Origin of the sequence: Paracoccus kondratievae (assembly GCF_009301415.1) — a bacterium.
Classification (GTDB): domain Bacteria; phylum Pseudomonadota; class Alphaproteobacteria; order Rhodobacterales; family Rhodobacteraceae; genus Paracoccus; species Paracoccus kondratievae.
On sequence record NZ_CP045074.1, the window covers coordinates 422,995 to 449,026 of the forward strand.

The window sequence follows — 26,032 nt, forward strand, 5'->3', positions numbered from 1 at the left end:
TAGCGTTCACGTTCATGACCGCCGAGTGCCAGTTATGGCAAAATGACCAATCACCACAAACGATCATATCTCACTTTTGGCATGAGATTTTCTTATGGATAATGGCGCCAGACCCGGTGCTGTGCCGCCGTCAGGGGAATCGTATCACGGGCATTTCCCTTAACGCTTGAACCTGTAAAATTGCGAAGATGACACGTGCCACCTCGTTTCTGGAAAACCCGATAAAGCTTGCCCTTTCTGGGGTGGGGCTGCTTGCGCTGGTCTTGGCGGTGATGGGCATGGCAGAGCGCCGCGCGCTGATGGACGAACTGGCGCAACAGACCGCCGTGCTACACCGCCTTGCCTCGCAACGGGCCGATCAGCATGACGCGCATCTGACGGCGCTGTCTGCGATTGCGGTGGCGAGCAAAGATCCCGGGCAGCGGCTGTTTCTTGAGGTGGCTGGCAGCATCTCGCGCTTTTATCCGCGGATCACCGCAATCTCTTTGGTGCCCTTGGGGCCGGGAAAAGGGGTGGGGGCGCCGGTTGAGCCCCCGCTGGCACAACAGATCGCCGCCGCGGCTGCGACTTCGCAGGGTGAAATCGCGCTTTTGCCTGACCCGGGGCGGGCTCAGCATTACATCATGGTCAAGCGCAGCCCCAATTCGGACGCGGCGCGTTACGGTCTGGCCCTGTCCATAAACGCCGCTGGCTTGCTGGATGAGGCGGGGGCGTTCTGGGATCAGCCCGGCGTCGGATTGGCCCTGTCGCTGCCGGACGGTACCCCGTTGTACCGGCGTGGCGCGCTGGCCGAGATCGCCGAGGCGAAAGCCCTTGGCAGTGCCTCGCAACCTTTGCGGCTGGAAACCTCGCGCCGCATCGCTCTGACCCAGTTGTTTCCCCCGCTGCGCAGCGCGCTTATCCTGCTTGCGGCGTGCGGGGCGGGTCTTGGCGCACTGGCGCTCCTGCGCCAGCGGCGGCGTGCAGGACTGGCGCTGGAACAGGCCCGGCTCAGCGCGATCGACTCGCGGCTGGCCCATGCGGCGCGCGTCAATGCGATGGGCGAGCTGGCCAGTGGTCTGACGCATGAGCTGACCCAGCCCCTGACCGCCATTCTGGCCCAGGCGCAGGCGGGCAGGCGGCTTTTGGCGCGCGATGATCACAGGCGGCTGGCCTCCGTGCTTGAAGATACGGTGACGCAGGCCCGCCGTGCCTCAGCCATTCTTGAGCGGTTTCGCAATTGGTCGCGCCCGCAAGCAGCGCCCGTGCGGGCGTTCGATCTGCGCGACGCTCTGCGCAACGTCGCCTCCCTGTTGACCGGGCAGGCGGCGGCACGGGGTGCGGCCCTGCATTTCGATCTGCCCGCCGCGGCGGTCCCTGTTCGTGCCGATCCGGTCGAGATGGAGCAGGTCGCCTTCAACCTGCTGCGCAATGCACTTGAGGCGCTTGGGGACGGCAGCGCCGGGCAGATCCGCGCGACCCTGCGGACCAGGGACGGAAACGCCGAGCTGACGATCAGCGACAATGGCCCCGGCATCGCTCCGGATCTGCGCGAACGGCTTTTCACCCCTTTCACCACCACCCGGCCCGATGGCACCGGGCTTGGCCTTGCGCTTAGCCAGCGGTTGGTCGAACGCGCCGGGGGCGAAATCGTGTTGCTGGACAGCGCCGAGGGCGCTTGTTTCCGCATCACCCTGCCACTGGAGAGCGGGTCATGACCCATCCTGTCTATCTGGTCGATGACGACGCGGCCGTGCGTCAGGCACTGACGCTGCTGTTGTCCACCGTCGATATCCCGGTGACCGGCTTTGCCGACCCGCAGGCATTTCTTGGCCGTTTGCCGCAACTGGATCCGGGCTGCCTGATCTTTGACATCCGCATGCCGGTCATCTCGGGCCTGAAACTGCAGGAGAGGCTGGCGGATCTGGCGATCGACTGGCCGACGATCATGATATCAGGCCATGGCGATATCGAGGCCTGCCGCCGCGCCTTTCGCAATGGTGCCGTCGATTTTCTGTCAAAACCCGTCGATGAACAGGATCTGATTGATGCGATCCAGAAAGCGCAAGAGACGCTTGACCGGCAGCTGGATCGTCGCGCCGAGCTGGCAGAAACCCTGGCGCTGTTATCGACCCTGACCGCGCGTGAAACAGAGGTTCTGGAACGTATCGCGGCCGGTTTCACCACCCGGCAGATTGCCGGGGCACTGGGCCTGTCCCCGCGCACGGTAGAAAGCCACCGCGCAGCCATCGGCGGCAAGCTTGGCACCACCTCGCAGGCCGAGATGACCCGGCTGTGGCTAGAGGGCAGACCCTCTCCGTAGTTCTACGGATATCGTTGCCAGCTCTACGAATACTCAGCCCAGACCGGGGAGATTAGTTCTCTGTCATCACAAATGACAGGAGATTCCGATGATCCGTCTTTCCGTTGTTGCCGCCGCCCTGCTGACCCCCCTGGCCGTTCAGGCGCAGGAGTTGCCAAGCGCGCCCTATCTGCCCCTTGATCTGGCGGTCAAGGCCGCTGATGCCGCCGTGCAGGCATGTGTCGCCGACGGCCATAATGTCAGCGTTGCCATTGTGGCGCGCGACGGGGCGACCAAGGTTCTGCTTAAGGCCGACGGATCGGGCCCGCATACGGGCTCCAGCGCGACCGGCAAGGCCTTCACCTCGGCTGCTATGGGGCGCGATACGGCTGGGCTGGCGGGCTTTATCGCCTCGAACCCTGAAAATGCCGGTCTGCGCGATATGGATACGCGTATGGTCATTCAGGCCGGTGGCCTGCCGATCCGCATTGGTGAGGCGCTGGTCGGCGGCATTGGCGTCGGTGGCGCGCCTTCGGGTGATATCGACGCGGCCTGCGCCGCTGCCGGGCTGAGCGCAATCGGCGCGGCGAACTGATCGTGTCATGGCCCCGCCGGCGGTCTTGGCGGGGCCAGGGCTATTCTTTTGGCGGGGCGGGCCGTTTAGTCGTAAACCGCGTCTCTGATATCGGTGATGAACTTGCCGCTCATGCCCTCGAACGCGGTATTCGTCAAAGCGACTACTGACAGGCCGTTCTTGCGGTCGACGAACCAGTAATGACCGTAGGCGCCGCCCCATTGCAATGTCCCCGCGGCTTGTGGTGTGCCGCTTGGGGCAGGGTCCGCCAGCACTGCCCAGCCATAGCCGAAACCCCAGCCAGGTCCCTGCGTTTCGGCATCGGTTCCGACCTGATCGCTGACCATCAGCTTGACGGTTTCAGGCTTCAGGATGGGTGAGCCGCCGGTCCGGATTGCCTCAAGAAAGCGCAGAACATCTGACGCTGTCCCAGCCATGCCCGCGCCGCCCGACTGATAGGAATTGCTGTCGAGAATCCTCGACGGTGCAAAAACCGCGGCGACATCCATCAAGGGCACCGCCATCCCGTCCGTCATCGGCACCGGCTCGGGGGTTCCGTCCGCATAAGGCTTGGCCAGGCGTGCGGGGTCGCGCACCGTAAAGTCGGTATCCGTCAGCCCCAGCGGCGCGGTCACCTTATCGCGGACGATTTCGGACAGGCTTTGGCCCTCGATCTGTTCCAGCACGCCTCCAAGCACGTCGATACCTAGCGAATAGCGCCAGCCTGTGCCGGGGGCGAAATGCAACGGGGCCGCCGACAGGCGCGACAGGTTTTCCGTCAGCGACAACCCCGGCTGGTCCAGCCCGTCCGAGATGTTAAGCCGGTGATAAGGGCCGTCCGCCTGCTCCAGAAACGCATAACCCAGCCCCGAGGTATGGGTGAGCAACTGATGAATGGTGATTTCCGGTGTCGAGCCATCCGGCAGGGCGGGGCGAAACTCCGGCAGCCAGCGCGTGACGGGCGCGTTGAGGTCAAGGCGTCCTTCCTCGACCAGCCGCATCGCGGCAGCCGTCACAAAAGGCTTGGTGACCGAGGCAAGGCGGAAGATCGCGTCTTCGTGCATTTCGCCCCCGGCCTCACGGTCGGCATGGCCGGCGGCGCGGTGATAGACGATCTCGCCATCCTTGGCGACCAGAACGACGGCGCCGACGATTCGCTTTTCGGCAAGCGCGCTGTCGATTGCCTGATCAAGGCGGGTTTCCAGCGTCGGCCCGGCAAAGGCAGTTGTGGCAGAGGTCAGCGCGGCGGCGACAAGGGGGATGCGCATGACAAGGTAACCTCGTATATAAAGAGTGATCATTCCTGAATAGCGCCAGCGAAGGGATATTTCCAGAGTGACCATTGCGAAAAATGCAAAACCCGCCTCACGTCCGCGCGGTCGTCCGCGTGCCTTTGACCGCGACGAGGCTTTGGCCAAGGCGGCAGAGACATTTTGGCGGCTTGGTTACGAAGGGGCCTCGATCGCCGATCTGACAGCGGTGATGGGGATCACGCCGCAAAGCCTGTATTCTGCCTTTACCTCTAAGGCCGATCTCTATCGCGAGGCGCTTCAGTGGTATCAGGATCACGTCGGGGCCTCGACCGTTGCGGCCCTGGCCGAGGGCGACGCCGTGATTGCGCTGACCCGGCTGCTAAGCGAAGCAGCGGAAGAGTTCACCAAAAAGGGCCGCCCGCATGGCTGCATGATCTCGACCGCCGTGCTGACTTGCGCGACCGAGAATGAGCCGGTGGCGCGCCATGTCTCGGACCTTCGCGGCGCGACGCTGGCCCTTATCCGGGCGCGGGTCGAGCGCGGGATTGACGAGGGGCAGCTGAGCCCCGGGACAGATCCCGAGGCTCTGGCGCGCTTTGTCGGCGCGATGATCCAGGGCATGTCCGTTCAGGCGCAGGACGGGGCGTCCAAGGCCGCCTTGCTGGCGCTGGCCCGTCATGCGGTGACCGAGATTGAGCGTCACCGGGCATAGCCGCCCCAGCTATGGCAAGCGGCCCCGGTTATGCGGCCGCTTGCCGTTTCAGGTGTGCCCGGCGGATCGGCGCTGTCACCGGAACCCGCCCGAGACGACGATCCGTTCACCAGTGATCCAGCCCGCCGCGTCAGAGGCGAGAAAAACCGCGACCCTGCCAATGTCAGCAGGTTGTCCGAACCGGCCCAGCGGGGTTGCTGCGATGATCTGACGTTCCGCGTCGCTGCCGATCAGGCCATTGGCGCGCGTGCCTTCTGTTTCGACACCACCCGGCGCCAGCGTGTTGACGCGGATGCCTCGCGGTCCCAGCTCTTGCGCCAGTGCGCGGGAGACCGTGTCGACCGCGGCCTTGCTTGCGGAATAGATCGCCGAATTCGCCTCGGGATTGGCACTGGCGGTCGAGCCGATGTTGATGATCGACCCGCCCGAGGCCGGGAAGTGCTTGGCCGCCTCTTGCGCAATCAGGATCGTGCCAAGGACATTGACGTCGAACTGACGGTGAAACTCGGCCTCGGCGATTTCTTCCAGTGGCTGAAAGGAAAAGACACCGGCGTTGTTCACGATGATATCCGGGGCGCCAAGCACGGCCATGGTTTGGCTGAAAAGGCGTTCGACATCTTTACGGTTTGACACATCCGCCTGAATGGCAACTGCCCGTCCGCCGGCGTCGGTGATTTTATGGACCACACGCCCGGCGTCGGTCTGGTTGCCGGCATAGTTCACCACAACACTGGCCCCGGCATCAGCCAAAGCCTGCGCGATTCCGGCGCCAATCCCTTTCGACGCGCCGGTGACAATGGCGATCCGGCCCTGAAGTGCGGTCATGTCACCGGCCCTCCAGATCAATGACGATCTTGCCGAAGGCGCCGCGGTCCAGATGATCCAGGGCGGCTTGCAATTCCGCTAGCGGATAGCGCCTGTCGATGACCGGCTTGATCCCGGCCTTGTCCGTGGCTGCGACCAGATCCTCCAGTGCGCGACGGTGACCGACGCTGATGCCGTGCAGTTCGGCATTCTTCAGCATCAGCGGTCCCGCCGGGGACGCGATGTCAAAGCCTTCGAGCACGCCGATCTGGTAGATCTTTCCGTTGACCGCAACGGCCTGAAACGCTTTGGCCAGATGCGGGCCGCCGACGAGTTCGACGATATGGTCCGCGCCATGATCAGAGGTCAGCTTATAAACCGCCTCGACCCAATCCCCGGCATTGCGGTTGACGCCGTGATCGGCCCCAAGGGCGCTGACCTTTGCAAGCTTGTCGTCACTGCCAGAGATGACGATCACCCGCGCGCCATGGGCTTTGGCGATTTGCAGGGCGAACAGCCCCACACCGCCCGTGCCTTCGACCAGCACGGTCTGGCCTGCTTGCAGCCTGCCCTTTTCGATCAGGGCGAACCAGGCGGTCAGCCCCGCGCATGGCAGTGTGCTGGCCTCGGCATCCGACAGCGTTTCCGGTGCGCGAACCAGCCATTCCTGCGAAAGCGCGATATATTCGGCAAGAACGCCGGTATAGGCACCCCCCAAGGCACGATAAGAGGGCGTGCGCGCATTGCCCGGGGGTGTCCCGTCAAGCCAGTCCGGTGAGAAGGTCGAGATGACCCGTTGACCTTTGGCAAGCCGGGTGACGCCCTCTCCCACAGCGACCACCGTGCCTGCCAGATCCGAGCCGGGCGTAAAGGGGAACTCCAGCGGCATACCCATCCCGCTTTCGATCATCAGTTTGTCGCGGTAGTTCAGTGAAACCGCGGCGACCTTGACCAGAACCTCTCCTGCCCGGGGCTCGGGAATCGGGACCTCTTTCAGTTCAAGCGCGTCACGGCCGTTCTGGCCCATCTCCCAACGCTTCATCCTCTGCGACATCACAAGCTCCTTTGCAGTTGAGAGCGCAGCATATCGTTGAAGAATGGTTGTCAGTGGTGATAAAGGTTCCTTTGATCGTTTCCATTTGGATGACAATCATGAATGTTTCGCTGTCCGGTGTGGATGTGTTCGTCGCTGCGGTGGAATGCGGCAGCTTCTCGGCCGCTGCGGACCGGTTGCGTCTGACACGCTCGGCCGTTGCCAAGGCCATCGCGCGGCTTGAGGCAAGGCTGGAGGTCAGGCTGTTTCATCGCACGACCCGCAGCCAAAGCCTGACCGAGGACGGGCAGGTCTATTACGAACGCTGCGTCCGCGCGCTGGAAGAGCTTCGCGCCGGTGAAACCGCGCTGGAGTCTGGTCGGCGTGAGGTGTCGGGGCGGCTGCGCGTATCCGCGCCGGTTCTGTTCGGACGGTGGTGCGTTGCGCCTGTCCTTGCGCAATTGGCGGCGGATCATCCCAAGCTGGAACTGGACCTGTCTTTCACTGACCGGCTCGTCGATATTGTCGAGGACGGCTTCGATCTTGCGATCAGGAATGGCGATATTGGGTCGGGTGCGGGGCTGATGACACGAACGATCAGCCTGCAACGCATGACCGTTTGCGGATCGCCGAACTATATTTCCATGCATGGAGCCCCTGAAACCGTTGACGATCTGGTGGCGCATCAGGCCGTTCTTTATGGCCGTACGGGCCGGATACGGACATGGCAGTTTCCGACCGGGCCAGGGGGGCAGTTGCGCGAGGTGACGCCGCCAAGCCGCCTGCGCTTTGACGATCTTGAGGCTATCGCTGATGCGGTCGAGGCCGGGCACGGCCTTGCGTGGTTGCCGTGCTGGCTGATCCGTGACCGGGTGCGGGCAGGGCGGCTGGTACCATTGCTTGATGACCTTCCCCGGTTCGTGTTCCGGACCTATGCGCTGTGGCCCGATACGCCCCATCTGCCTTTGCGCGCGCGCCTTGCCATCAACGCACTTGCTGCGGCTTTGCCGGGCAGCGCCGAGCTATAGCTCGGGGACCGGGCCGGGGGCGGGCCGGGAGTTTTGTGGCCCGTGACGACCTAACCTCTGCATGTCCGGGCGTTGCCGCGCCGCTGCTCTTGTGCGCTTAGCAACTCGACGAACGCTCTGACCTTGACGGGTCTGAAACGCGCGGCGGGAAACACGGCATGGATGCCGCCTGCGGGCAGGCTCCACCCCGGCAGAACGTGAATTAGCCGGCCCGCCGCCACATCCTCGGCCACGGCAAAGTCGGGCAGCACCGACAGCCCCGCCCCCTCCAGCACAGCGGCACGCACCGCCAGCGTCGCATCAAGAAAGATCGAGGCACGCAGGTTGACCGTCTGGCTCTCGATCTCATTCTTGGCAAATCGCCAGCGCAGGTGATCGCGCAGGGCGGTATTGGCAATAAAGGGCAGATCCTCGACCTCTCGCGGCTCGGTCAGGGCCTCTGCCTCGGCACGCATGGTCGGGGGCGCGACGAGCAATTGGCGAAAGGTGCCGATCCTGCGCGCCTGAAGGCCGGATTCGGCCAGCCAGCCCACCCGGATCGACAGCTCAAAGCCCCCGGAAACGATGTCCAGAGCCTGATCGCTAAGCACCGCATCGACCTTGCACCTTGGGTATTTCTGAGTAAAGGCGGTGATCGCGGGAACCACCACGCTGATGCCATAATCGAATGGAGCGGTCAGACGCAGCGTGCCCACCGGCGTTTCCGAATTGTCTGCGAGCTCGTCAAAGGCATCGGCTGCCTCACGCAGGATCAGGGCGCAGCGTTGATAAAAAGACTGTCCGGCCTCGGTCGTCCTGACCTTGCGGGTCGTGCGCACCAGCAGGGTCGTGCGAAACTCACGCTCAAGCCGCGCGACCTGCTGGCTGACCACGGCCTTGGTGATCCCCAGCCTGTCGGCGGCGGCGGTGAATGAGCCCGTCTCGACCACGGCAGCGAAATAGGCAAGCCGGCGCAGATTGCTGAGCCCCGAGCCGGTTTCGCCTGTTCCATTGTATGCTTTTTCCATACACTATGTTTGTCTTGTATGCGTTTAATTTTCAATAGAGCGCCTCTAAATTAGCATCGGCAAGGAGGCAGCCCGATGACGACGCTTTATTACCTTTATGATCCCCTGTGCGGCTGGTGCTATGGCGCGACCCCGGCCGTGGCGTGCCTGCACCAGACGACCGGCGTAACAGTCACGCTGCTGCCGACGGCTCTGTTTGCCGGCGAGGGCGCGCGACCGATGGACGATGATTTCGCTGCATATGCCTGGACAAACGACCAGCGTATCGAACGCCTGACCGGTCAGCCCTTTACCGAGCGTTACCGCCGTCAGGTGCTGGGTGATCGCCAGCGCCTGTTTGACAGCGGCCCTGCCACTGTCGCCCTGACCGCTGTTGCGCTGACCGATCCTCAGCAGGAACTGGCGGCGCTTAAGGCCATTCAGCATGCGCGCTATGTGGACGGGCAGGATGTGACCTCGCTTGAGGTGCTGGCGGGGGTGCTGCGCGCGGCTGGCCTTGATGCCGCGGCCCAGCGTCTTGCCGCCCCTGATGCAGCCTTGCTTGATGTGCTGCGCGAACGCTCGGGCCGGGCGCGCGCCTTGATGCAACAGTTCGGCGCGCGTGGCGTACCGACCTTTATCACCGAGACGGCTGGCCAACGCCGGATCCTGCAAAGCCCGGCGATCTACACCGACCCTCAGGCGCTTGTCAGCCAGCTGGCGGCCTGACGCGATCTTACTTTCTGAAATTTTACCCAGAGGACATATCATGCTGACTCGCAGAGACACCCTGAAAACGCTGGCTGCGGCCGGCCTTGCCGCCACCGCCTCTGGCTATGCCAGCCGGGCCGCAGGCTCACCCCTGTCATGGCAGCACTTCCCGACGGATGAGGGCGGGTTCTTCCGCGCCCCGGTTCTGCTTTCGGGCGAACATGAGGCGATCCTGATCGACGGCGGTTTCCGCCTGTCGGACGGGCAGGCGCTGGCCGAGGCGATCCGTGCCACGGGCAAGACCCTGACGACGATCTATGTCAGCCAAAGCGACCCGGACTATTATTTCAGTCTTGCCCCGGTCAAGGCGGCGTTTCCCGAGGTGCGTGTTATCGCTGCCTCGGCCACAGTCGAGGCAATCAAGGGAAACCTTGAGAAAAAGCTTGAGGCATGGGGCCCTCAGCTTAAGGACAACGGACCACAAACCGTGGCCGATGTGGTGATGCCCGTCGCTTTTGACGAGCCTGCGCTTGATCTGGAAGGTCATGCCATCGAGATCGTCGATGTTGAGGGCCTTGCCAATCGCCGCTACCTGTGGGTGCCGGATCTGGGCGCGGTCTTTGGCGGAGTCCTGGTGTTCTCGGGCCTGCATGTCTGGACGGCCGACACGCCGAGCGCCGAGAACCGCGCGGCATGGCTCAAGGCGCTTGACGCCATTGAGGCGCGTCAGCCCAAGGTGCTGGTGCCCGGCCATATGGCGCCCGACGCGGCGACCGGTCAGGAGGCTCTGCAGCATACGCGTGAGTATCTGCTGGCCTTTGAAGAAGAGCTTGCCAAAGCGGCTGACAGCGCGGCGCTTATCGAGGCGATGACCAAACGCTATCCCGATGCTGGCATGGCCGTGGCGCTGGATATTGGCGCCAAGGTCGCTAAAGGCGAGATGAGCTGGGGCTAGGGTCAGGACTCATAACCAATAAATGACGATTGCGGCGAGGGCGATGGCTGAGAGGAAGACCTTTGGGCATCTGTCATATCGGGTTGCCACACGCCGCCAATCCTTGAGCCTGCCGAACATGATCTCGATCCTGTTGCGCCGTTTGTATCGGCGCTTGTCGTACTTCACCGTCATCTTCCGCTGTTTTCGACCAGGGATACACGCCCGTATCCCCTTGTCTTTCAATGCTTCTCTGAACCAGTCGGCGTCATAGCCGCGATCCCCGAGCAACCAATCGACATCCGGCAGGCTGCTCAACAATGCCCGCGCGCCAATGTAGTCGCTGACCTGACCGGCGCTGACGAACAGGTTGAGCGGTCGGCCATGGCTGTCGCAGATGGCGTGCAGCTTGGTGTTCATGCCGCCTTTGGTCCGACCAATCAGACGTCCACGCCCCCCTTTTTGACGCCCAGACTGGACGCCGTTCGATGGGCCTTCAGGTAGGTGGCGTCGATCATCACAGTCTTCTTCTCGCCGTGCTTGGCGGCCAGCCCCGCCATCATCTTCGCGAAGATGCCTTTGTCGCTCCAACGCTTCCAGCGGTTGTAGAGCGTCTTATGTGGGCCGTACGCACTTGGTGCGTCGCGCCACCTTAAACCATTGCGATTGACGAAGATAATGCCACTCAGCACGCGTCGATCGTCAACGCGAGGTTTGCCATGGGACTTCGGGAAGAAGGGCTCCAGGCGCGCCATCTGCGCATCCGTCAGCCAGAAAAGATCAGACATGTTCACCGCTCGATTTTCGAACCGTGAATCACGCCGACAAGCGTAAATCAATGGGTCCTGACCCTAGGCCATACCCGCTTTCCAAGACAGTCAGCCTGTCGAATTAAAGCAGGGCAGATGGTTACGATTTGCCATCTGCCCTGCCATTAATGTCTCCTGTTAATAATGGGCAGCGCCAGGGGTCGCGATGGTTTGCCGGTCTCGGCATTAAAGAATTGGGATAAAAAGGCGCGAGGCTGGGTCTTGAGTTGGGACCTATATTCTTGAATGCTGGCGGGCGGGATGCTTCAAACTCCCGACTTGGGGAGGGATCATGAGCGAACTTTACTGGCTGACAGACGCGCAGATTGAGCGGCTGCGGCCGTTCTTTCCGAAGTCCCGGGCAGGCCGAGGGCCGATGACCTGCGGGTGTTGAGCGGGATAATCTTCATCCAGCGCAATGGGTTGATGTGAAAGGTCGCGCCTGCGGCCATGCCCCGCCGAAGACGCTCTGCAACCGCTGGAAGCGGTGGAGCCGGATGGGCGTGTTCGCCACGATCATGACCGAGCAGGCTGCCGGAGCGCAGGAGACCGGGATCGTAATGATCGACGCGACCCACGCCAGGGCGCATCGAACCGCATCGAGCCTGGCGGATGCAAAGGGCCGTCCGATCCGGATGTTCCTGTCGGCAGGCCAGACCTCCGGCTACATTGGCGCGCGGGCGCTGCTGTCCTCGATCCCTTCGGCCGGGGCGCTGCTTGCAGACCGGGGTCTTGATGCCGGCTGGTCCCGCAACGCGCTGATCGGGACGGGTATTTCGCCGTGCATCCCCCCCCGCACCGGCCGGAAAACCTCGATCCCGCATGACACCGGACTCTACCGCCTGCGCCACCGGATCGAGAACATGTTCGCACGCCTCAAGGACTGGTGCTGCATCGAAACCCGATACGACCGATGCCCGATCCTGTCCCTCTCCGCCTGCGCCCTGGCCGCAAACGTCATATAGTGGTTGTGAGCCCTGATTCTAGTTGATGAAGCAGAAGCTGATTTGCAGGAAAATATGGTTTATGAGATGGTTATGATTTCTTGCTCAGCGGATCTGTATTGAGCAAGCCCGAAGATTGGTTGCTGGGTATCGGAAAAGATAAGCACAGATACGCATATACGCAGAGTTTAAAAAATCCGATGGATGCCGCTAGAGAGATTGGGGTTTCCGCTGTCGCGGCTACTTCGAGTATTGGCTATTTTCCGTCGAGATTCTGGAGACATCCGCACTACAATGCCGTGACCTCGGTTGGGTTGTATTGGCAGGTGGTAAGGTTGCGATTTGGATTGCGGCGTTTCCGATTATTCGCCAGGCGCTTGAGAATTTTCCGAATTGGGCTGAAAGAAGATCCCGCCACCGAGCCTGTGCTTTCTTGGGCCCTTTGACCATAACCGGGGTCGGGTGCCGATTTGACCGTCCCGACGCGTTACTGGTCGTTACGTTTTCCGGTCTGATCAACCCCATGGGCTGTTCGCGCGTTTGCATGAATTCGGCCGGGATCTTGCCGAGTGGCTGTTACCTCCATGGACCGGGTAAGGGGGCGCCGGTTCCCGGCGCCTGATCCTATTTCCTCTTGCCTGCCACCTGTCTTGCGCTTGGCGCATGGTGATGAGCGGGACGGAACGCACGACGGTCGACATGTTGACCATAAAGCAGGCTGCCAATGACGATGGCGACCCCGACGGACTGGATGGACGAGGGGATGACCCCGCGGACCAGCCCGTCAAGGACGAAAGCGGTCAGTGGTGTCAGCAGCAACAATGGTGCAACGGCCGAAGGTCCGGCGCCCGCGATGGCTGTGAACCACAACACGAAGGCCAGCGAGGTCAGAAACAGCGCCAGGATTGCCAGTCCCAGAATATTGATTCCGCTGAGGCTGGCTGGAATGTCGCCCAGCAGGGCGGCGGCGATGGCAAGCTCGACCCCGGCGACAATCATCTGCCAGGCGGCCAGGCTGATGATCGAGGAGGGCCGGCCCCATTTGTGGATCAAGCCGCCACCAAGCGCGACGGCAAAGGCGCCGCCGAGCGCCGCCAGGATTCCGATCAGGTCAAGGCTTGCGTTACCCTTGAGCACGACCATGGCGACACCGGCCGCCCCCAGCCCGACGGCGGCCAGCTTTGACGGCGAGGGCTTTGCCCCCAGCAAGGGCCAGGCCAGCAGGACCATGAACAACGGTCCGAGCGCCTGAAAGGTGGCCGCGACCCCGCCGGGCAGACGGATGGCGGCAACGAATAGCAAGCCAAAGAACAATGCATTGTTCAGTGTGCCCAGAATGATGATGCGACCCCACCAGGCGCGGGGCGGAAAATCACGGACGATCAGCAGCAGGGGCAGGCCGCCACCCAGCGCACGCACTGCGGCGATGAACATGGGGTTTTGCGGCAGCATCGTCGTGGTGACGATATAGGTGAACCCCCAGAGTATGGTTGCGGCAGCTGCAGCTGCCTTGGGCGATAGGGACATGATGACCTCGGATCTGGGCCTCGGGTCGCGCGGTTCTGAGGCCGCGGGCGCGTGGCGGGGTGAACGCCGGGCCGCGAACCGGCATCGGCAGGGGCCGTCGCCGGGGCGCGGCCGATCGGCGGGGGCAACCCGGACATGGGTTCCCGGTACGACAGAGAGCTAGAAGGCGTGGCCGATCAGTTGATCCAGTGACGGCCGCCGCCATATGCGGCAGAGAAGAGCGTCTCCATGGTCCAGAATGAATACAGACGACCCCCGGCCTTGAACCTCACCTGGAGCGGGACGCCCGCGCCGCCATCGGCGGACAGGTTCAGCAGCGGGTTCGCCGCATGGGGTGTGAACAGCGGTTCCGCAGAGCCAGAGATCGCCGCAATACCCTCAGACGTCGGGGTGCCCGTGCCATAGGAATGGGTAAGGTGAAACCACAGCGTCACCGCGAGCATCACACCGCAGGCCAGCACCATTGGTCGCGCCCAGAGGCCAAGGATCAGCAGCATGCCGCCAAAGAACCGCGTCCCGGCCAGCGCCGCCGACCAGAAGACGCCGGGGTAAAGCGCCGGGGCCTCGGCAAAGGGCGCCTGGATCTTGGGCCAGCCCCCGATGACCAGCAGCCCGCCTGTAAGCACGCGCTGGCCCAGGAATGCCACCGGCTCTGCGATGTGGCGATAGAAGCCACACATGACGGGCAGGATCAGCCAGGGATCACCAGAAGATGTCCGCATGATGTGCTACTCTGCAATCGGGTGGCCCTGATGGGCCACCCTGCACAGACCCGCCCGCTCAGGCCTGGGTCAGCTTGCTGTAGCTGGTGATAAGGTTGCGATAGTCCGGGATATGGTCCGAGAACAGTTTCCCCAAGCCTTCGATGTCATTGCGCCAATCCCGGTGCAGTTCACAGGCGACCCCGAACCAGGTCATCAGCTGCGCGCCGGCTTGGCTCATCCGGTCCCATGCGGCATCGCGGGTGACCTGGTTGAATGTACCCGAGGCATCGGACACCACGAAGACCTCGAATCCTGCTTCAATGGCTGAAAGGACCGGGAAGGCAACGCAGACCTCGGTGACCACGCCGGCAACGATCAGTTGCTTTTTGCCGGTGGCCTTGATCGCCTTGACGAAATCTTCGTTGTCCCAGGCGTTGATCTGCCCCGGGCGCGGAATATAGGGCGCGTCGGGAAATATCTCGCGAAGTTCGGGCACCAGCGGACCGTTAGGGCCGTTCTCGAAGCTGGTGGTCAGGATCGTGGGCAGGTTGAAGTATTTGGCCAGATCGGCCAGTGCCAGCACGTTGTTCTTGAACTTGTCGGGGTCGATGTCGCGCACCAGCGACAAAAGGCCGGTCTGGTGATCGACCAGCAACACGGCGGCATTATTCTTGTCCAGCCTGACATAAGGTTTGGTCATAGCGCGTTCTCCTTTGTTGGCGCTTGGGTTTTGGTCGCGATGCGACCGAAGCGTCCGGCCTGGAAATCCGCGATGGCCGCAGCGACTTCCTGATCGGTATTCATGACGAAGGGACCGTGCCTCACGATCAGTTCGCCAATCGGGTATCCGAGCCCACCAGAACGGCAGGCAGGGCCAAGGGTTGCGGCGTTGCCGTGGCTGAACAGGTTGCGGACCGGAGAGCCGTTCCCGACCCGATTTTGCCAGTTGCTGCCATGGATGCCGGTAATCTTACGCATCGGGTTCCTTCCTGTTTCCATGTGGCCCCGAGACGAGGTTGCCTTGTGCATAAGATTTATTTCTGCAACAAATCGAAGGTAGACCCTCATTTCGTGACACAATGTCTCATTTTCAGGACAATTATGGCTGCTCTTCCGGACCTGAACGATTTTCGTCTTTTTGCCTATGTCGTGGACGAAGGTGGCTTTGCGGCGGCTGGCCGGCGGCTGGGCCTGCCGCGTTCAAACGTCAGCCGCCGCATCGCTGCGCTTGAAGAGCGCTTGGGTGTGCGGCTGATCCAGCGCTCGACTCGCAGTTTTACGGTGACGGAGATCGGACGCGCCTTTCACCGGCAATGCGAGGCTATGCTGGCCGAGGCCGAGGCGGCGAGCGAATTGATCCAGCGTGAACATGCCGAGCCGCAAGGGGTTGTCCGCGTGGCTTGTCCATCCTCGTTGATCCAGTTCCAGATCGGCGCCATGCTGACCCGCTTTCTGTTGACATGCCCCCGTGTCGAGTTGCACCTGGAAAGCACCAACCGTCAGGTCGACGTACTGCGCGAAGGCTTTGACCTGGCGTTGCGCGTACGCTTTCCACCGCTTGATGACAGCGATCTGGTGGTCCGGCGCTTTGGCTCTGACAGGCAGCATCTTGTCGCAGCACCAGGGTTGTTGGCGGCCGACCGGGCGCGAAATGGCCAGCTTGCTTCGCCACATCAGGCCGTCCGCCTGCCCAGCCTTGCCTGGAACCCCGACCGCAACCAGCATTTCTGGGATCTGAAACATGACGACGGCCAGCGCGTGCAAGTGCCGCATGTACCCAGACTGGCGACGCAGGACATGACGGCGCTGTCCGAGGCGGTACTGGCTGGTGTCGGCATCGCGCAACTGCCGCACATGGTCGCGGGGCGCTGGCTGGACAGTGGCGCTCTTGTCGAGGTGCTGCCCGGCTGGCGTCCGCGTTCGGGGATAATCCACGCGGTTTTTCCGACCAGACGTGGACTTGTGCCTTCGGTGCGCAAGCTGATTGATCATTTGGCTGCCGAATACGCGGCGCTTGAGCGCATCATCACGCCATCGACCGCCCCAGGTCCAGTATAAGCGCGGCATGGCCTTGTTCGGCGCAAAGCAAGCTCGTGGCCCAGCTCGCGGGTTTGACCGGGGTGCCCATCGGCGGGGCTGACGTTCGCGGCCTTCAGACCTGTATCGCGCTCATGAATCGCTTCAATACACTAGATATGGCCAAGGCCGTAAGGATGGCCCTGCTCCAAAGGGGAACGGGGCAATTCCGACCTCAGCCAGAATTCGCAACACAGCCCGTCAGGGCGGTTGGTGCCATGAACCGCAAGAGCAGAACCTTTCGGGGTGAGGTGTCATGGACAGGCTTCGCAGACAACTCTGTGCCGCCGCGACGGCCACATTGCGCGGAGAGAGGGTCCAGCCGCGCCTTCCAGAACTGTTCTGGGGCCCGCAGCCATATCTATTACAAGCGGGTATCACAACGACCTGCGCCTGCGCATCCATGGCGATCAGGGCGGGCTTGAAGTCGCTTCGAAAACTGTGTGAGCGCGGTTGCGCGCCTGTCTGTCCCCGGATCTCGAATCTGCCGTCTGGCATGCGGTCGAATAACCTGCCCGCCCCGACGGTCCATGTGCGTTTCATCGTCGCGATCCGCGGCGAGGGGGTGGCTGATCCCGATTTTGCGCCGCGGCGCTGCGATGTCTGCTGGACCGGGCTGAGCAGTCCTTGGCCGAGGCCGGGCAGCCGCGCCGTTCAGGGCCATACCGATCCGGGGGCGGCTTCCTCTTTCCCGGCCGCCGCCGGAGCCTTCGCCAAGGATAGTGTCATGACCTTGCTGTTTATTCCCGGCATCTGGCGTATCTGGTTCAGGATGAATCTGTCGGGCTTTGATGTCCAGATATTGCAGATGCATTCGCAAGGCGTGAGGTTGCTGGGGGTCAGCGCCGTGATCGGAGCTTGCGATCGCTGGATTGCTGTTCGGATGGCGTGCGTGATCGTGGCACTGCCGCGACGTATCTGTCCCGCAGGGCTTTCGTCCATGCCTGCGATGGATCGCTCCATCAATCCACGGGATCAAACAACCAGGCCTAGGCAAGGATCATCGCGGCCGCGCGTTCGGCGATCATGAACACCGCCGCCTGCGTATTGCCCGAGACCACCGTCGGCATGACCGAGGCGTCGGCGATGCGCAATCCACCCAGCCCGTGCAGCCGCAGCATCGGGTCCACCACCGCCATCGGATCGGTGCCCATCTTCGCCGTGCCGGTATTGTGATAGATGGTCTGGCCGTTCCGGCGGGTGAACTCGTCCCAGTCCGCATCGCTGGAGCAATCGGGTCCGGGGCTCATCTCGTGCGAGACATAGGGGGCCAGCGCGTTTTGCCCGACGATATCGCGCGCAATCTGCATCCCACGCCGCATGGCGATCAGATCGGCGGGCGCCGACAGGAAGTTGGGGGCGATCGCCGGCTGGTGAAATGGGTCGGGGGACTGGACGTGGATCGTTCCCACGCTTTCGGGCCGCAGCTGGGTCACGCCGATGGTCATTCCGGGCTGGCGATCAAGGATGCGTTTTGCCGCGTCGGCATAGCTGGCGTGCATGAAGAAATACTGGATGTCGGCGTCTTCCAGGTCGGGTCGGGTCTTGACGAAACCCGCCGCCATCCCGGTCCCCAGCGTCAGGATGCCCTTGCGGGTGGCGAAGTATTGCAGCACCGCCCGCGGCAGCGACAGGCCGCGGGTCTGTTCGTTCAGCGTCACCGGCTGCGTCACCCGCCAGTTCATCCGGGTGCAATAGTGGTCCTGATAGTTCTCGCCCACGCCGGGCAGCGCATGGCGCGGCGCGATGCCGTGGCGTGCCAGCAGGTCGGGATTGCCGATCCCAGACAGTTCCAGGATCTGCGGCGTCTGTACCGCGCCCGCCGTCAGGATCACCTCGCGCCCGGCGTGCATGGTGATGTCGCGGCCATTCTTGCGCCAGGTCGCGCCGGTGACGCGCCGGCCCTCAATCTCCAAGCGCAGGATATGGGCATGGACGATCTGCTGCACGAACACCCCGAGGCCTATGCCCTCTATGACCACCTCCACCGCTGGCATCATAGCCGCCCGTTCTTTGCCATCGCTCCGCGCGCTATGAGCGAGGCGGGAAGCCCGGCATGGCCGCCGAGTGCGCCCGCGATGTGCTGCTTGAGAAGGGCTATATCGTGGAGATCGTGCCGCCCCGCAGGGGCGTGAGTGCAGGGCAATATCGCTTCTCAGATCAAATGCCCATTTCTGCCCATAATCACAATACACCTCTTTTCCCCTTCTGTGGGGCCTTCTGTTGTGGAGGGCTGGCAATGACGCCCGACCTCACGACGATCCACCTTGCCTGTGCAATGGACCTGCTTGCCTCGACCCGTGTGCTGGTCAGCACGACCGATTGGGGCAACCCCGCGCATGTGGCAGCCGCATCCGAGGGACTGGAAGTTTGCCTCGGCGCTGTGACGGCGATGCTGGACGAGCTGGCCGATGAGCTTGGCTGTCGTGAAGCCGTCGCCCAGCAGGTGGAGGCAGAGACGCAGCGGGCCTATGCCCTCATCGCGCAGCACGAAGGCAGCAGCAGCATCGCGGGACGCAACCAGCCGGGCCCTGTTCGCCGGGGATGCTGAATGCGGGTTTGTTTTGGACCCGCATTTTTCTGAGGGCCTGCCAGCAGTTGCCATTGCTCCTGCATCTTGCTGCGCGGCCATCAACCGGCCGAGGCCACGGCAAAAGGGTGCATCTGCTGCGGGGTTTGGGCACCGGGGGGTGGTCGCCAACTTTGGCCCTTGTGGTGGGGACCGGCGGGGGGGGGCCGGCCTGCAAGATATGACGAGATTGGAGTTTTTGGGATGAGCGAAAAAACTGCCTCTGATCGCCCGCCTTTGGACAGGTGGCGGGTGGATGCTGTGCTGGAACCGGAACGGAAACCGTGAGGCCTGCCGCAGATCGCCACCGCTCTGGGCGTCAGCGTCGGGACCGCACTGAAGCTGGCAGCAAGACCCGAGGTGCCGATCTATCGTCCGGTTGGATCGGACAGCTACTTTGCGTTGCTGAGCGATCTTCGAGCGTGGCAGCGCAGCGGAAAAGGCCCCGCAGGTGTATGATTTTGTGGGGTTTTGTAGTATCCTGAACCTGTGCGCAAGGGCTGTCATGGCCCATAAACTGGTCCATGAGCATCTGGACCACCCTGCGCAAGACCTTCGCGCCCGAGAGGAAATCGCTGGCATCGCCTGACGCGGCGCTGGTTGAGGTATTCGGCGCGGAGGCGACCACGACCGGGATCGTCGTCAGCACCTCGGCTGCGCTGCGCGTCCCTGCGGTTGCCAATGCGATCCAGCTGATTTCGGAAGCCGTTGCCTCGCTCGACGTGACGGTGAAGCGGATCGAGGGCCAGACCGAAATCGACGTGCCCGAGCATCCGGTGCTGGCGCTGCTGCGTGATGAAGCAAACGACTGGATGACCGGCTTTGAGCTGATCCGCCAGATCGTCCGTGATGCCCTGATGAGCGATGCTGGCGGGCTGGCATGGGTCAACCGGGTCAATGGCGAGGTGCGGGAGATCATCCGCTATCGCCCGAGCTTCCTGCAATTCGACCTCGACCTTGGGCGAGGCGTTCAGGAAGATGAACGCGCAGCGCCCGTCATGGGATGAAGGACAGCCGGAATGGACCATTCACGCAGGAACCCTGATCGAGCGGACCCGCTGCGTTCGCTGTCATAAGCCATTACCCGAGGGGCATTTCAAGTTCTGCAGCAACACATGCGCTGCAAGTCATTCCCATCGGCTGGCGCGAATGAAGGACGCGGAAGAGGATCAGGTGATCAGGTTAGCGACACGCCTGATCTAGCGCATCGCTGCGAATGTTGCGGTAATCTTCTGCCAGCAGGAGCCCGGGCGAGCCGAAAGTTTTGTTCGCCGCAATGTGTTCAGAAGGAACGCACGCGCCTTGAGCGCGAAGCACGATCAGAAGAACTTGCAGGCAGGGCCTGCGCCACCTGTGGCGAGGTCATATCTGCGCATATGAGACGCGATGCTAAGTATTGCTCTATCCCTTGCGCCTTGGCGGCACAGAGGAAACGACGAATGGCGGTGGCTGCCGCACGATTATGCGCCAGCTGTGGCAGCCTTTTCCAGCCGGATAAGCCGGGCCGCCGCTTTTGCAGCCAGCTATGTGCGGTGGAGGCGACCAGGAAGCGCCAGGCTATCTCCTGCGCTCAATGCGGCGTGAAGTTTCATCCTCGCAAAGACAATGCCCGATTCTGCTCGCGGTCATGCGCAGCAAAGCACAAACATGCGACCGGCACTTTGCGCCACTTTCCCCGCAAACTCACCGCAGCGAGGCTGGATCACGCGCTTGCCCCGCGCAGGCCTAAGCGCCGCTATGTCCAGCGCCTCACCCCGGCCCGCCTCGACCGGCTGTTGGCAGGCCGGTAGCTGAAATCCGCAGTAATTGCGGAAATTCAGAAAGGCCAAGAAACCAGAGACTTCGCCGCGCAGCAACGGGGCGAGGTGGCACGGCACGGTGGGGACAAGATGAGCAACGTTGCCAAGTCCAACGTTGCCGGCACCGCCGCCGTAAACGATTGATTCATATCAGCGTGATGCTGGCAAATGGGGGGCGGAAAGAGCGCTCAAAATTGAGTAGATCCCTACGGTATCATATGGTCTCGATAATCGCCCAGGAACCGTGCTGAAGTTGTTTGATCTTGGCAAGGACGCGGGGGGGGGGCGCTACCCTCGGCGAAGCGAACGATGGTTCCATGCGGGGTACCATCATCACTTTCGTATGGCTCGATTTCCCATATCAACCGATCCAGCTCGGCACGGGTAATTTCGAGCATGGCAGCCAACTGATCGGCAGTTTCACTCTCCATCCGCTCTTCCAGTTCCCGGCTACTCATAAGCACACTCCAAGGCTGCTCATCCAGAGAGAACGATGCTCTTGAGCCGAGCGTGAGTCAGACCGCCGCCCCGTAGGACTGGCTTGACCGTTCCCCGAGTGTTTCCCCACATGAAAATTCCCGCTGAATGGCGGGGCGGATTTTTGCGCAAGCTCTTGATTTTATTGGTGGAGCCAAGGGGAGTCGAACCCCTGACCTCTTGAATGCCATTCAAGCGCTCTACCAACTGAGCTATGGCCCCACCGGAGGTCCGGGCGGCGTCTGCCGCTTCCGTGTGAGGCGTCGTATAGGAGGGCGCGCGGGGAGGTGCAAGCGGAAAAATGCAACCTCGGAGAAAATCTCCGGAGAAACCACGTAAAGCACAGAAATTACGATATTTTTTTGTGAATTTCTGGCCGAACGCATGAGCGATGGAGGGGGCGGAGCAGCGGTGCTGCTTCGCCCGTCGGTTAGGAAAATGTCAGCCGAGACCCAGCTTGCCGCGCAGGGTCGCAAGGTCCTCGGCCAGCGTGTTAACCTTGGCTGAAAGCGCGTTGCGGTCTGCATCCGTCAGCTCTTCGTAGGAAACAAAGCCGCCCTCGGCGGTGCGGTATTTCCCAAGCACCTCGTCCACGGTCTTGAAGTTCCCGTCGACCTTGGCGACGAAATCCGCCTCGGATTCGGCGATCAGCGGGCGCAGCAGCTCATAGATCTTTTGCGCGCCCTCAAAGTTCGCGTCGAAATCCCACAGGTCGGTGCGCGAATAACGGTCCTCTTCGCCCGAGATCTTGGTTGCGGCGACCTCTTCCATCAGCACACCGGCGCCGCCGACCACCACTTCGGGCGGGAAGGTCAGGTCGTTGATCCGCGAATCGAGCTCTTTCACATCGGCAAGCAGGCGGTCGGCATATTCGCCCAGCCCCTCGGTCGAGCCCTGTTCCCACAGGCCGTATTCAAGGCGGTGGAAGCCGGTGAAGGCAGGGTCCTGTTCGGCCTTTTCATAGTCATCGGCGCGGGCGTCGATCGACACATCAAGGTCCGAGAACAGCTCGGCGATTGGTTCGATCTTTTCGTAGCTGGTGCGGGTCGGGGCGAAAAGCGACTTGGCCTTTTCGACGTCGCCCGCCTTGACGGTCTCGGTCAAGGCAGTGGTGTCCTCGACCAGTTTGGCGGTGTTTTCAGCCACATACAGCTTATATTCGGCCAGAGGCGCGACCAGATCCAGCGAGGGATCTGCCGCCATGGCAGGCGCGGCAAACCCGCCAAGCGCCAAGGCCAGAGCCGTTGTTTTGAGATATTTTCCGACCATCTTTTCCAACTCCCGTTTGATGGATTTCCGGCTTGGCGGATCAGCTTCGCCTGGCTGCTTTGACAAGGGAAGAGCCGAGGTAATCCCCGGCCTCGACGCCCGGCAGGGCAAAGAAATAACCCCCGCCCACCGGCTTGATATATTCCTCTAGAGGTTCGCCATTCAGCCGGTTCTGGACCGCTATAAAACCGGCCTCAAGATCGGCCTGATAGGCGATGAACAGCAGCCCCTGATCAAGCTGTCCGTTCTTTTGCACGCCCCGCGAATAGTTGAACGGGCGGCGCAGCATCAGGTTGCGGGCGCTTTCGGGCGTGCGGGGATTGGCGAGCCGGATATGGGAATCTGGCGGAGTCTTTTCCCCGTCAGGGTCGGCGGCATAGTCGGGCACGTCATATTCGCTGGCCTCTGGCGCATCAAGCGGCGCGCCAGAGACCTTGGTGCGGCCAAAGATGTTCTCTTGTTCGGACAGCGGTGCGCGGTCCCAGCGTTCGACAAAATTACGGATCACGCGCACGGCCTGATAGCTGCCGCCATGGGCCCATTCGGGTTCATCTGCGCCATGGGTCCAGACCACCTGATCCATCAGTTCTGCATCATTGGCGTCGGGGTTGGCCGAACCGTCGCGGAAGCCAAGAAAGTTGCGCGCGCTGGGGGTCGAGCCATCGGCCGCGGGTGGGACCGGTGGCACGAAACCCTCGATCATCCAGCGCATGACCAGAAATTCGGACAGGTTCTTAAGGATGTCGCGCAAGGCGTGGATATTGGTGTCGGGCAGGTTCGCGCAGAATTGCAGCGACAGATCGCCATGACACAGCGCCGGGTCCAGCGCGTCATTCGGGAATTGCGTCATGCGCTGCAGCCGCGTGGGCTTTAGCCCGGTAAGCCAGTCGTACCGCTCAAACAGCGATGCGCCGAGGCCCAGAGTGATGGTCAGGTTGTCAGGCGCGATCACCGGGCCGAGCAGACCGGAATCGGTTGGCGGCAGTTTGGGATCCCGGGCCGGAACCTCGCCGCCCTGGGTCAGAAAGACGGCGCGTTCGGTCAAAAGTTTCAGCATCTGTTCGAACTCATCAAGCGATGAGACGACGATATCAAAGGATGCAAAGATGCCGCTGGCCGGGCGGGGGGTCAGGATGCCGGCCTGATGGGGGCCATAGAAGGGCACGCTTTGCGCTGCCGTTTCGGCATGGCCCGCGGGTGCATCGACCACCTGATGGCCGGGCTTGGCCTCATCGGCCAGCGCAGGCAGCGCAAGGGGGCCAAGCCCCCCCGCGACAGTCCCGCCCAGCACACTCAATCCCAGCCGGCCAAGAAGGTCGCGACGCGTGACGGCAAGCGGGGTCTGACGGATCATTTCTAGTTCATTCCAATGGCAGGTTGCAGTTTGCGCAGGCTTTCAAACAGCTGGGTCAGGTCCGCAGCCAGCGCCTCGCGCTGATCCTTGGGGACATCGCCATAGCTCGGATGTCCTTCAGCGGTGATTGTGGCCAGACGGGCGCGGGTGGCCTGCAAGTCCTGTTCGATCACCTTGTCCAGCGCCGGATCAACCTGTGAGACGACCTGACGCAGCAGGGTGGTCAGCTTTTCGATCCCGTCGAGGCTTGCGCCCAGATCCTCAAGGTCGTTACCGGCGTATAGGTTGTCACCCTGTGGCAGCTGGCCTTGCGCGATTTGCAGGGCGCTTTCGCCCGGCATCTCGATCAGCAGGCCGGGATCCAGCGGGGCTTGCTTAAGCCGGGCCGCAAGTTCGGTCAGATCCTTGACCAAAGCCTCGGCGACCGGGGTCAGCCCCTCGGTGCTGTTTTCGGCGAAAAGCCCGTATTCGATCCGGTGATAGCCGGTAAAGGCGGGGTCAGCCTCGCGCTTTGCCAGATACGCGGCGTGTACGTCGATACGCTCTTCAAGGTCCGAAAAGCGATAGGCCAGCGGCTCGACCCGACGATAGGGCAGGCGAGCCTGACGCCAAGCCTCGCGCGCGGCCTCAAGATCGCCTGCGGCGACGGCATCGCGCAGCGCCTCGGCTGCCTTTACGGCGGCATTGCCCTGCATGACCAGATAGACGCGGTATTCCGACAACGGCCCAAGGAACTTGCGCAGCGTGACCTCAGAGGCTGCCGCCGCCGCCTCATCCGAGGGGGTCACGGTCAGCGTGCCACGCGGGTTCGACAACAGCCCGCAGGTGATTGCGTATTCGCCGGGCGCAAGCTGCACCTCCAGTGTCGAGCGAAAGCCGGGGGCGATATTTTCACGCTCGGCCACCACCATGACCCCGTCCAGGATCTCCCATTCGATAGGGCGGTCGCTGGCATTGACGATCTCAAAGCTGCGCCGCCCGCCGGGGACGGTGATTGTATTCGGTTCGCAGGTGGTGGCATTGACGGTGACCAGCTGATCGGCCGTCGTCTGAGCGGCTGCGTTTTTTTGCGCAGCGTACCAGAATGTCACGCCGCCTGCGACGACCAGCGCCCCGGCAGCGGCGATGGCCAGATAGATGCCTTTGGAAGGTTTGCTCATTTCCGTCCTGCGATCTGGGCCGGGGCGGGCAGGGGACCCGGCTGCGGCCTGAGGAAAAGCACCAGCGTGACTGCAAGAAACAGGCCCCAGGCCAGCGCCTCGCCCAGCGTCGGTGCCTCGCGATAGCCCAGAAGGCCCGACAGCACCGTGCCAAGCGGGCTGGATTCGGGCAGCACGTGGCTGAGGTCATAGACACGCTCTTGCAGGCCGTTCCACAGCCCGGCCTCATGCAGGGCGCGCAGCGATCCGGCCAGCAGCCCCGCCGCGACCAATAGGATGAATACCCCGGTCCAGCGGAAAAACCGCCGCAGATCCAGGCGCAGCGCACCGGCATAGATGGCCCAGCCTGCGCCGATGGCGGTGATCACGCCAAGCGCGGCGCCGATCGGGGCCGCGGCATCACGGCTTTGCTGAAAGATCGCCAGCAGGAAAAAGACCGATTCCAGCCCTTCGCGTGCGACCGCCAGAAACACCATGCCGATCAGCGCCCATGTTCCGGCACTGCCCGGATGGGCCAGCGCCTGATCAACAGAACCCTGCAGTTCGGCCTTGATCGAACGTGCGGCCCGGCGCATCCAGAACACCATGCCGGCCAGCACGACAACAGCGACAAGGCCGATCACCGCTTCGAACAGTTCCTGGGTTTTTTGCGGGAAACCGGCGGCCACAAGTTGCAGCGCAGCCCCCGCGAACAGCGACATCGCAACCGCCAGAAGCACGCCAACCCAGATCGCGGGCAGCCATTCCTTGCGGCCTGTCTGGCGCAGATAGCTGGCGATGATGCCGACGATCAGAGCGGCCTCAAGCCCCTCTCGCAGCATGATAAGAAACGGTGCCAGCATTGGCATACCTCGAAATCCGCCGCACAGCCTGTTCCGCCGTCAGGGCGTGCAGGGCATCTTGCGGCACCATCACCGGTCCGGAAAGGGCGCGGCACGAAAGATCAATACGCCGACAGCCCGGCTTGTCAATCCAGAGAGAAACTCTAGGAAAGCCTGCGTCGCCGTGTCTCACCGGATGTTCGGGGC

23 protein-coding genes, 1 tRNA gene and 2 pseudogenes are annotated in these 26,032 nt (G+C 62.6%); 11 read left to right on the plus strand and 15 right to left on the minus strand.

Annotation, left to right across the window (positions count from 1 at the left end):
* Window positions 1-188 precede the first annotated feature (188 nt).
* The 3 genes from F8A10_RS20815 to F8A10_RS20825 all read left to right on the plus strand — a co-directional run bounded on the left by F8A10_RS20815 (window position 189) and on the right by F8A10_RS20825 (window position 2,876).
* Window positions 189-1,697, plus strand: coding sequence for a sensor histidine kinase (locus F8A10_RS20815; protein WP_227493545.1), 1,509 nt, complete (start codon window positions 189-191; stop codon window positions 1,695-1,697).
* Complete coding sequence (locus tag F8A10_RS20820; protein WP_085501537.1) at window positions 1,694-2,302, plus strand: response regulator transcription factor; 609 nt, start codon at window positions 1,694-1,696, stop codon at window positions 2,300-2,302. The genes F8A10_RS20815 and F8A10_RS20820 overlap by 4 nt, the downstream gene beginning before the upstream one ends.
* Window positions 2,303-2,390: 88 nt before the next feature.
* Window positions 2,391-2,876 (plus strand): GlcG/HbpS family heme-binding protein, encoded by a 486-nt coding sequence (locus F8A10_RS20825; RefSeq protein ID WP_152368383.1) that lies wholly within the window; start codon window positions 2,391-2,393, stop codon window positions 2,874-2,876.
* A gap of 65 nt (window positions 2,877-2,941) precedes the next feature.
* Here the strand turns inward: F8A10_RS20825 and F8A10_RS20830 are convergent, their stop codons facing one another.
* On the minus strand, window positions 2,942-4,123 hold the full coding sequence (locus F8A10_RS20830; RefSeq protein ID WP_085501535.1) for a serine hydrolase domain-containing protein: 1,182 nt from the start codon (window positions 4,121-4,123) through the stop codon (window positions 2,942-2,944).
* 67 nt (window positions 4,124-4,190) lie between these two features.
* Here F8A10_RS20830 and F8A10_RS20835 point away from each other — a divergent pair, with 67 nt between their 5' ends.
* Window positions 4,191-4,820 carry a TetR/AcrR family transcriptional regulator gene (locus F8A10_RS20835; RefSeq protein ID WP_193668359.1) on the plus strand — a complete coding sequence of 210 codons (630 nt, stop codon included), beginning with the start codon at window positions 4,191-4,193 and terminating at the stop codon, window positions 4,818-4,820.
* A 75-nt stretch (window positions 4,821-4,895) separates the two neighbouring features.
* Here F8A10_RS20835 and F8A10_RS20840 read toward each other — a convergent pair whose 3' ends face one another.
* Window positions 4,896-5,645 carry an SDR family NAD(P)-dependent oxidoreductase gene (locus tag F8A10_RS20840; protein ID WP_152368384.1) on the minus strand — a complete coding sequence of 250 codons (750 nt, stop codon included), beginning with the start codon at window positions 5,643-5,645 and terminating at the stop codon, window positions 4,896-4,898.
* A 1-nt stretch (window position 5,646) separates the two neighbouring features.
* The gene (locus F8A10_RS20845) at window positions 5,647-6,678 is read right to left on the minus strand and encodes a zinc-dependent alcohol dehydrogenase family protein (RefSeq protein WP_152368385.1); all 1,032 of its coding nucleotides are present in this window, start codon (window positions 6,676-6,678) and stop codon (window positions 5,647-5,649) included.
* A 98-nt stretch (window positions 6,679-6,776) separates the two neighbouring features.
* Here F8A10_RS20845 and F8A10_RS20850 point away from each other — a divergent pair, with 98 nt between their 5' ends.
* Complete coding sequence (locus F8A10_RS20850; protein WP_152368386.1) at window positions 6,777-7,685, plus strand: LysR family transcriptional regulator; 909 nt, start codon at window positions 6,777-6,779, stop codon at window positions 7,683-7,685.
* 50 nt (window positions 7,686-7,735) lie between these two features.
* Here F8A10_RS20850 and F8A10_RS20855 read toward each other — a convergent pair whose 3' ends face one another.
* Entirely contained in the window at window positions 7,736-8,692 is a 957-nt protein-coding gene (locus tag F8A10_RS20855) for a LysR family transcriptional regulator (RefSeq protein ID WP_152368387.1), read from the minus strand.
* Window positions 8,693-8,767: 75 nt separating this feature from the next.
* Here F8A10_RS20855 and F8A10_RS20860 point away from each other — a divergent pair, with 75 nt between their 5' ends.
* Window positions 8,768-9,400 carry a DsbA family protein gene (locus tag F8A10_RS20860; RefSeq protein WP_152368388.1) on the plus strand — a complete coding sequence of 211 codons (633 nt, stop codon included), beginning with the start codon at window positions 8,768-8,770 and terminating at the stop codon, window positions 9,398-9,400.
* Window positions 9,401-9,440: 40 nt separating this feature from the next.
* Window positions 9,441-10,337 carry an MBL fold metallo-hydrolase gene (locus F8A10_RS20865; protein ID WP_152368389.1) on the plus strand — a complete coding sequence of 299 codons (897 nt, stop codon included), beginning with the start codon at window positions 9,441-9,443 and terminating at the stop codon, window positions 10,335-10,337.
* Window positions 10,338-10,346: 9 nt separating this feature from the next.
* Here F8A10_RS20865 and F8A10_RS20870 read toward each other — a convergent pair.
* A protein-coding gene (locus F8A10_RS20870; RefSeq protein WP_152368390.1) for an IS5 family transposase occupies window positions 10,347-11,104 on the minus strand; the annotation gives its coding sequence in 2 pieces (ribosomal slippage) (window positions 10,347-10,783 and window positions 10,783-11,104; 759 coding nt in all).
* Window positions 11,105-11,417: 313 nt separating this feature from the next.
* Here F8A10_RS20870 and F8A10_RS20875 point away from each other — a divergent pair.
* Window positions 11,418-12,090, plus strand: a pseudogene (locus F8A10_RS20875) (transposase).
* A gap of 603 nt (window positions 12,091-12,693) precedes the next feature.
* Here F8A10_RS20875 and F8A10_RS20880 read toward each other — a convergent pair.
* The 4 genes and pseudogenes from F8A10_RS20880 to F8A10_RS21870 form a co-directional block, all read right to left on the minus strand.
* Window positions 12,694-13,596 carry a DMT family transporter gene (locus F8A10_RS20880; protein WP_152368391.1) on the minus strand — a complete coding sequence of 301 codons (903 nt, stop codon included), beginning with the start codon at window positions 13,594-13,596 and terminating at the stop codon, window positions 12,694-12,696.
* A 176-nt stretch (window positions 13,597-13,772) separates the two neighbouring features.
* Window positions 13,773-14,318: a DoxX family protein gene (locus tag F8A10_RS20885; RefSeq protein ID WP_152368392.1), complete on the minus strand. Its 546-nt coding sequence runs from the start codon at window positions 14,316-14,318 to the stop codon at window positions 13,773-13,775.
* 58 nt (window positions 14,319-14,376) lie between these two features.
* Window positions 14,377-15,000 (minus strand): isochorismate family cysteine hydrolase YcaC, encoded by a 624-nt coding sequence (gene ycaC, locus F8A10_RS20890; protein ID WP_152368393.1) that lies wholly within the window; start codon window positions 14,998-15,000, stop codon window positions 14,377-14,379.
* Window positions 14,997-15,149, minus strand: a pseudogene (locus tag F8A10_RS21870) (pirin-like C-terminal cupin domain-containing protein); the annotation flags it as partial. The pseudogene F8A10_RS21870 and the gene ycaC, both read right to left, overlap by 4 nt.
* Before the next feature lie 252 nt (window positions 15,150-15,401).
* Here F8A10_RS21870 and F8A10_RS20900 point away from each other — a divergent pair.
* On the plus strand, window positions 15,402-16,358 hold the full coding sequence (locus F8A10_RS20900) for a LysR substrate-binding domain-containing protein (RefSeq protein WP_152368395.1): 957 nt from the start codon (window positions 15,402-15,404) through the stop codon (window positions 16,356-16,358).
* A gap of 1,007 nt (window positions 16,359-17,365) precedes the next feature.
* Here F8A10_RS20900 and F8A10_RS20905 read toward each other — a convergent pair.
* The gene (locus F8A10_RS20905; RefSeq protein ID WP_152368396.1) at window positions 17,366-18,376 is read right to left on the minus strand and encodes a GMC family oxidoreductase; all 1,011 of its coding nucleotides are present in this window, start codon (window positions 18,374-18,376) and stop codon (window positions 17,366-17,368) included.
* 56 nt (window positions 18,377-18,432) lie between these two features.
* On the opposite strand from F8A10_RS20905, the gene F8A10_RS20910 reads away from it, so the two are divergent.
* Window positions 18,433-18,927, plus strand: a complete 495-nt coding sequence (locus tag F8A10_RS20910) for a hypothetical protein (protein ID WP_152368397.1) — start codon at window positions 18,433-18,435, stop codon at window positions 18,925-18,927.
* 542 nt (window positions 18,928-19,469) lie between these two features.
* Complete coding sequence (locus F8A10_RS20920; protein WP_227493546.1) at window positions 19,470-19,952, plus strand: phage portal protein; 483 nt, start codon at window positions 19,470-19,472, stop codon at window positions 19,950-19,952.
* A gap of 1,415 nt (window positions 19,953-21,367) precedes the next feature.
* Here the strand turns inward: F8A10_RS20920 and F8A10_RS20930 are convergent.
* From F8A10_RS20930 to efeU, 5 genes are all read right to left on the minus strand, one after another.
* Window positions 21,368-21,443: transfer RNA gene (locus tag F8A10_RS20930), tRNA-Ala, on the minus strand.
* Between the two features lie 219 nt (window positions 21,444-21,662).
* The gene (gene efeO / locus F8A10_RS20935; protein WP_029371902.1) at window positions 21,663-22,490 is read right to left on the minus strand and encodes an iron uptake system protein EfeO; all 828 of its coding nucleotides are present in this window, start codon (window positions 22,488-22,490) and stop codon (window positions 21,663-21,665) included.
* Window positions 22,491-22,530: 40 nt separating this feature from the next.
* The gene (gene efeB, locus F8A10_RS20940) at window positions 22,531-23,844 is read right to left on the minus strand and encodes an iron uptake transporter deferrochelatase/peroxidase subunit (protein WP_085502305.1); all 1,314 of its coding nucleotides are present in this window, start codon (window positions 23,842-23,844) and stop codon (window positions 22,531-22,533) included.
* Between the two features lie 2 nt (window positions 23,845-23,846).
* A complete protein-coding gene (gene efeO / locus F8A10_RS20945; protein WP_152368399.1) occupies window positions 23,847-25,004 on the minus strand; it encodes an iron uptake system protein EfeO in 1,158 nt (385 codons plus the stop codon).
* A complete protein-coding gene (efeU, locus tag F8A10_RS20950) occupies window positions 25,001-25,846 on the minus strand; it encodes an iron uptake transporter permease EfeU (protein ID WP_152368400.1) in 846 nt (281 codons plus the stop codon). The genes efeO (F8A10_RS20945) and efeU overlap by 4 nt, the downstream gene beginning before the upstream one ends.
* Between the last annotated feature and the right edge of the window lie 186 nt (window positions 25,847-26,032).

Bases quoted from the DNA above. Each gene is read 5' to 3' on its own strand.
- F8A10_RS20820 (WP_085501537.1), top strand. From the start codon at position 1,694: ATGACCCATCCTGTCTATCTGGTCGATGACGACGCGGCCGTGCGTCAG.
- F8A10_RS20920 (WP_227493546.1), top strand. From the start codon at position 19,470: ATGAGCATCTGGACCACCCTGCGCAAGACCTTCGCGCCCGAGAGGAAA.
- ycaC (WP_152368393.1), bottom strand. From the start codon at position 15,000: ATGACCAAACCTTATGTCAGGCTGGACAAGAATAATGCCGCCGTGTTG.
- efeO (WP_029371902.1), bottom strand. From the start codon at position 22,490: ATGGTCGGAAAATATCTCAAAACAACGGCTCTGGCCTTGGCGCTTGGC.
- F8A10_RS20845 (WP_152368385.1), bottom strand. From the start codon at position 6,678: ATGTCGCAGAGGATGAAGCGTTGGGAGATGGGCCAGAACGGCCGTGAC.
- F8A10_RS20910 (WP_152368397.1), top strand. From the start codon at position 18,433: ATGGCCGCCGAGTGCGCCCGCGATGTGCTGCTTGAGAAGGGCTATATC.
- F8A10_RS20860 (WP_152368388.1), top strand. From the start codon at position 8,768: ATGACGACGCTTTATTACCTTTATGATCCCCTGTGCGGCTGGTGCTAT.
- F8A10_RS20855 (WP_152368387.1), bottom strand. From the start codon at position 8,692: ATGGAAAAAGCATACAATGGAACAGGCGAAACCGGCTCGGGGCTCAGC.
- F8A10_RS20825 (WP_152368383.1), top strand. From the start codon at position 2,391: ATGATCCGTCTTTCCGTTGTTGCCGCCGCCCTGCTGACCCCCCTGGCC.
- efeB (WP_085502305.1), bottom strand. From the start codon at position 23,844: ATGATCCGTCAGACCCCGCTTGCCGTCACGCGTCGCGACCTTCTTGGC.
- F8A10_RS20850 (WP_152368386.1), top strand. From the start codon at position 6,777: ATGAATGTTTCGCTGTCCGGTGTGGATGTGTTCGTCGCTGCGGTGGAA.
- F8A10_RS20840 (WP_152368384.1), bottom strand. From the start codon at position 5,645: ATGACCGCACTTCAGGGCCGGATCGCCATTGTCACCGGCGCGTCGAAA.
- F8A10_RS20885 (WP_152368392.1), bottom strand. From the start codon at position 14,318: ATGCGGACATCTTCTGGTGATCCCTGGCTGATCCTGCCCGTCATGTGT.
- efeU (WP_152368400.1), bottom strand. From the start codon at position 25,846: ATGCTGGCACCGTTTCTTATCATGCTGCGAGAGGGGCTTGAGGCCGCT.
- F8A10_RS20905 (WP_152368396.1), bottom strand. From the start codon at position 18,376: ATGATGCCAGCGGTGGAGGTGGTCATAGAGGGCATAGGCCTCGGGGTG.
- F8A10_RS20865 (WP_152368389.1), top strand. From the start codon at position 9,441: ATGCTGACTCGCAGAGACACCCTGAAAACGCTGGCTGCGGCCGGCCTT.
- F8A10_RS20900 (WP_152368395.1), top strand. From the start codon at position 15,402: ATGGCTGCTCTTCCGGACCTGAACGATTTTCGTCTTTTTGCCTATGTC.
- efeO (WP_152368399.1), bottom strand. From the start codon at position 25,004: ATGAGCAAACCTTCCAAAGGCATCTATCTGGCCATCGCCGCTGCCGGG.
- F8A10_RS20830 (WP_085501535.1), bottom strand. From the start codon at position 4,123: ATGCGCATCCCCCTTGTCGCCGCCGCGCTGACCTCTGCCACAACTGCC.
- F8A10_RS20880 (WP_152368391.1), bottom strand. From the start codon at position 13,596: ATGTCCCTATCGCCCAAGGCAGCTGCAGCTGCCGCAACCATACTCTGG.
- F8A10_RS20815 (WP_227493545.1), top strand. From the start codon at position 189: ATGACACGTGCCACCTCGTTTCTGGAAAACCCGATAAAGCTTGCCCTT.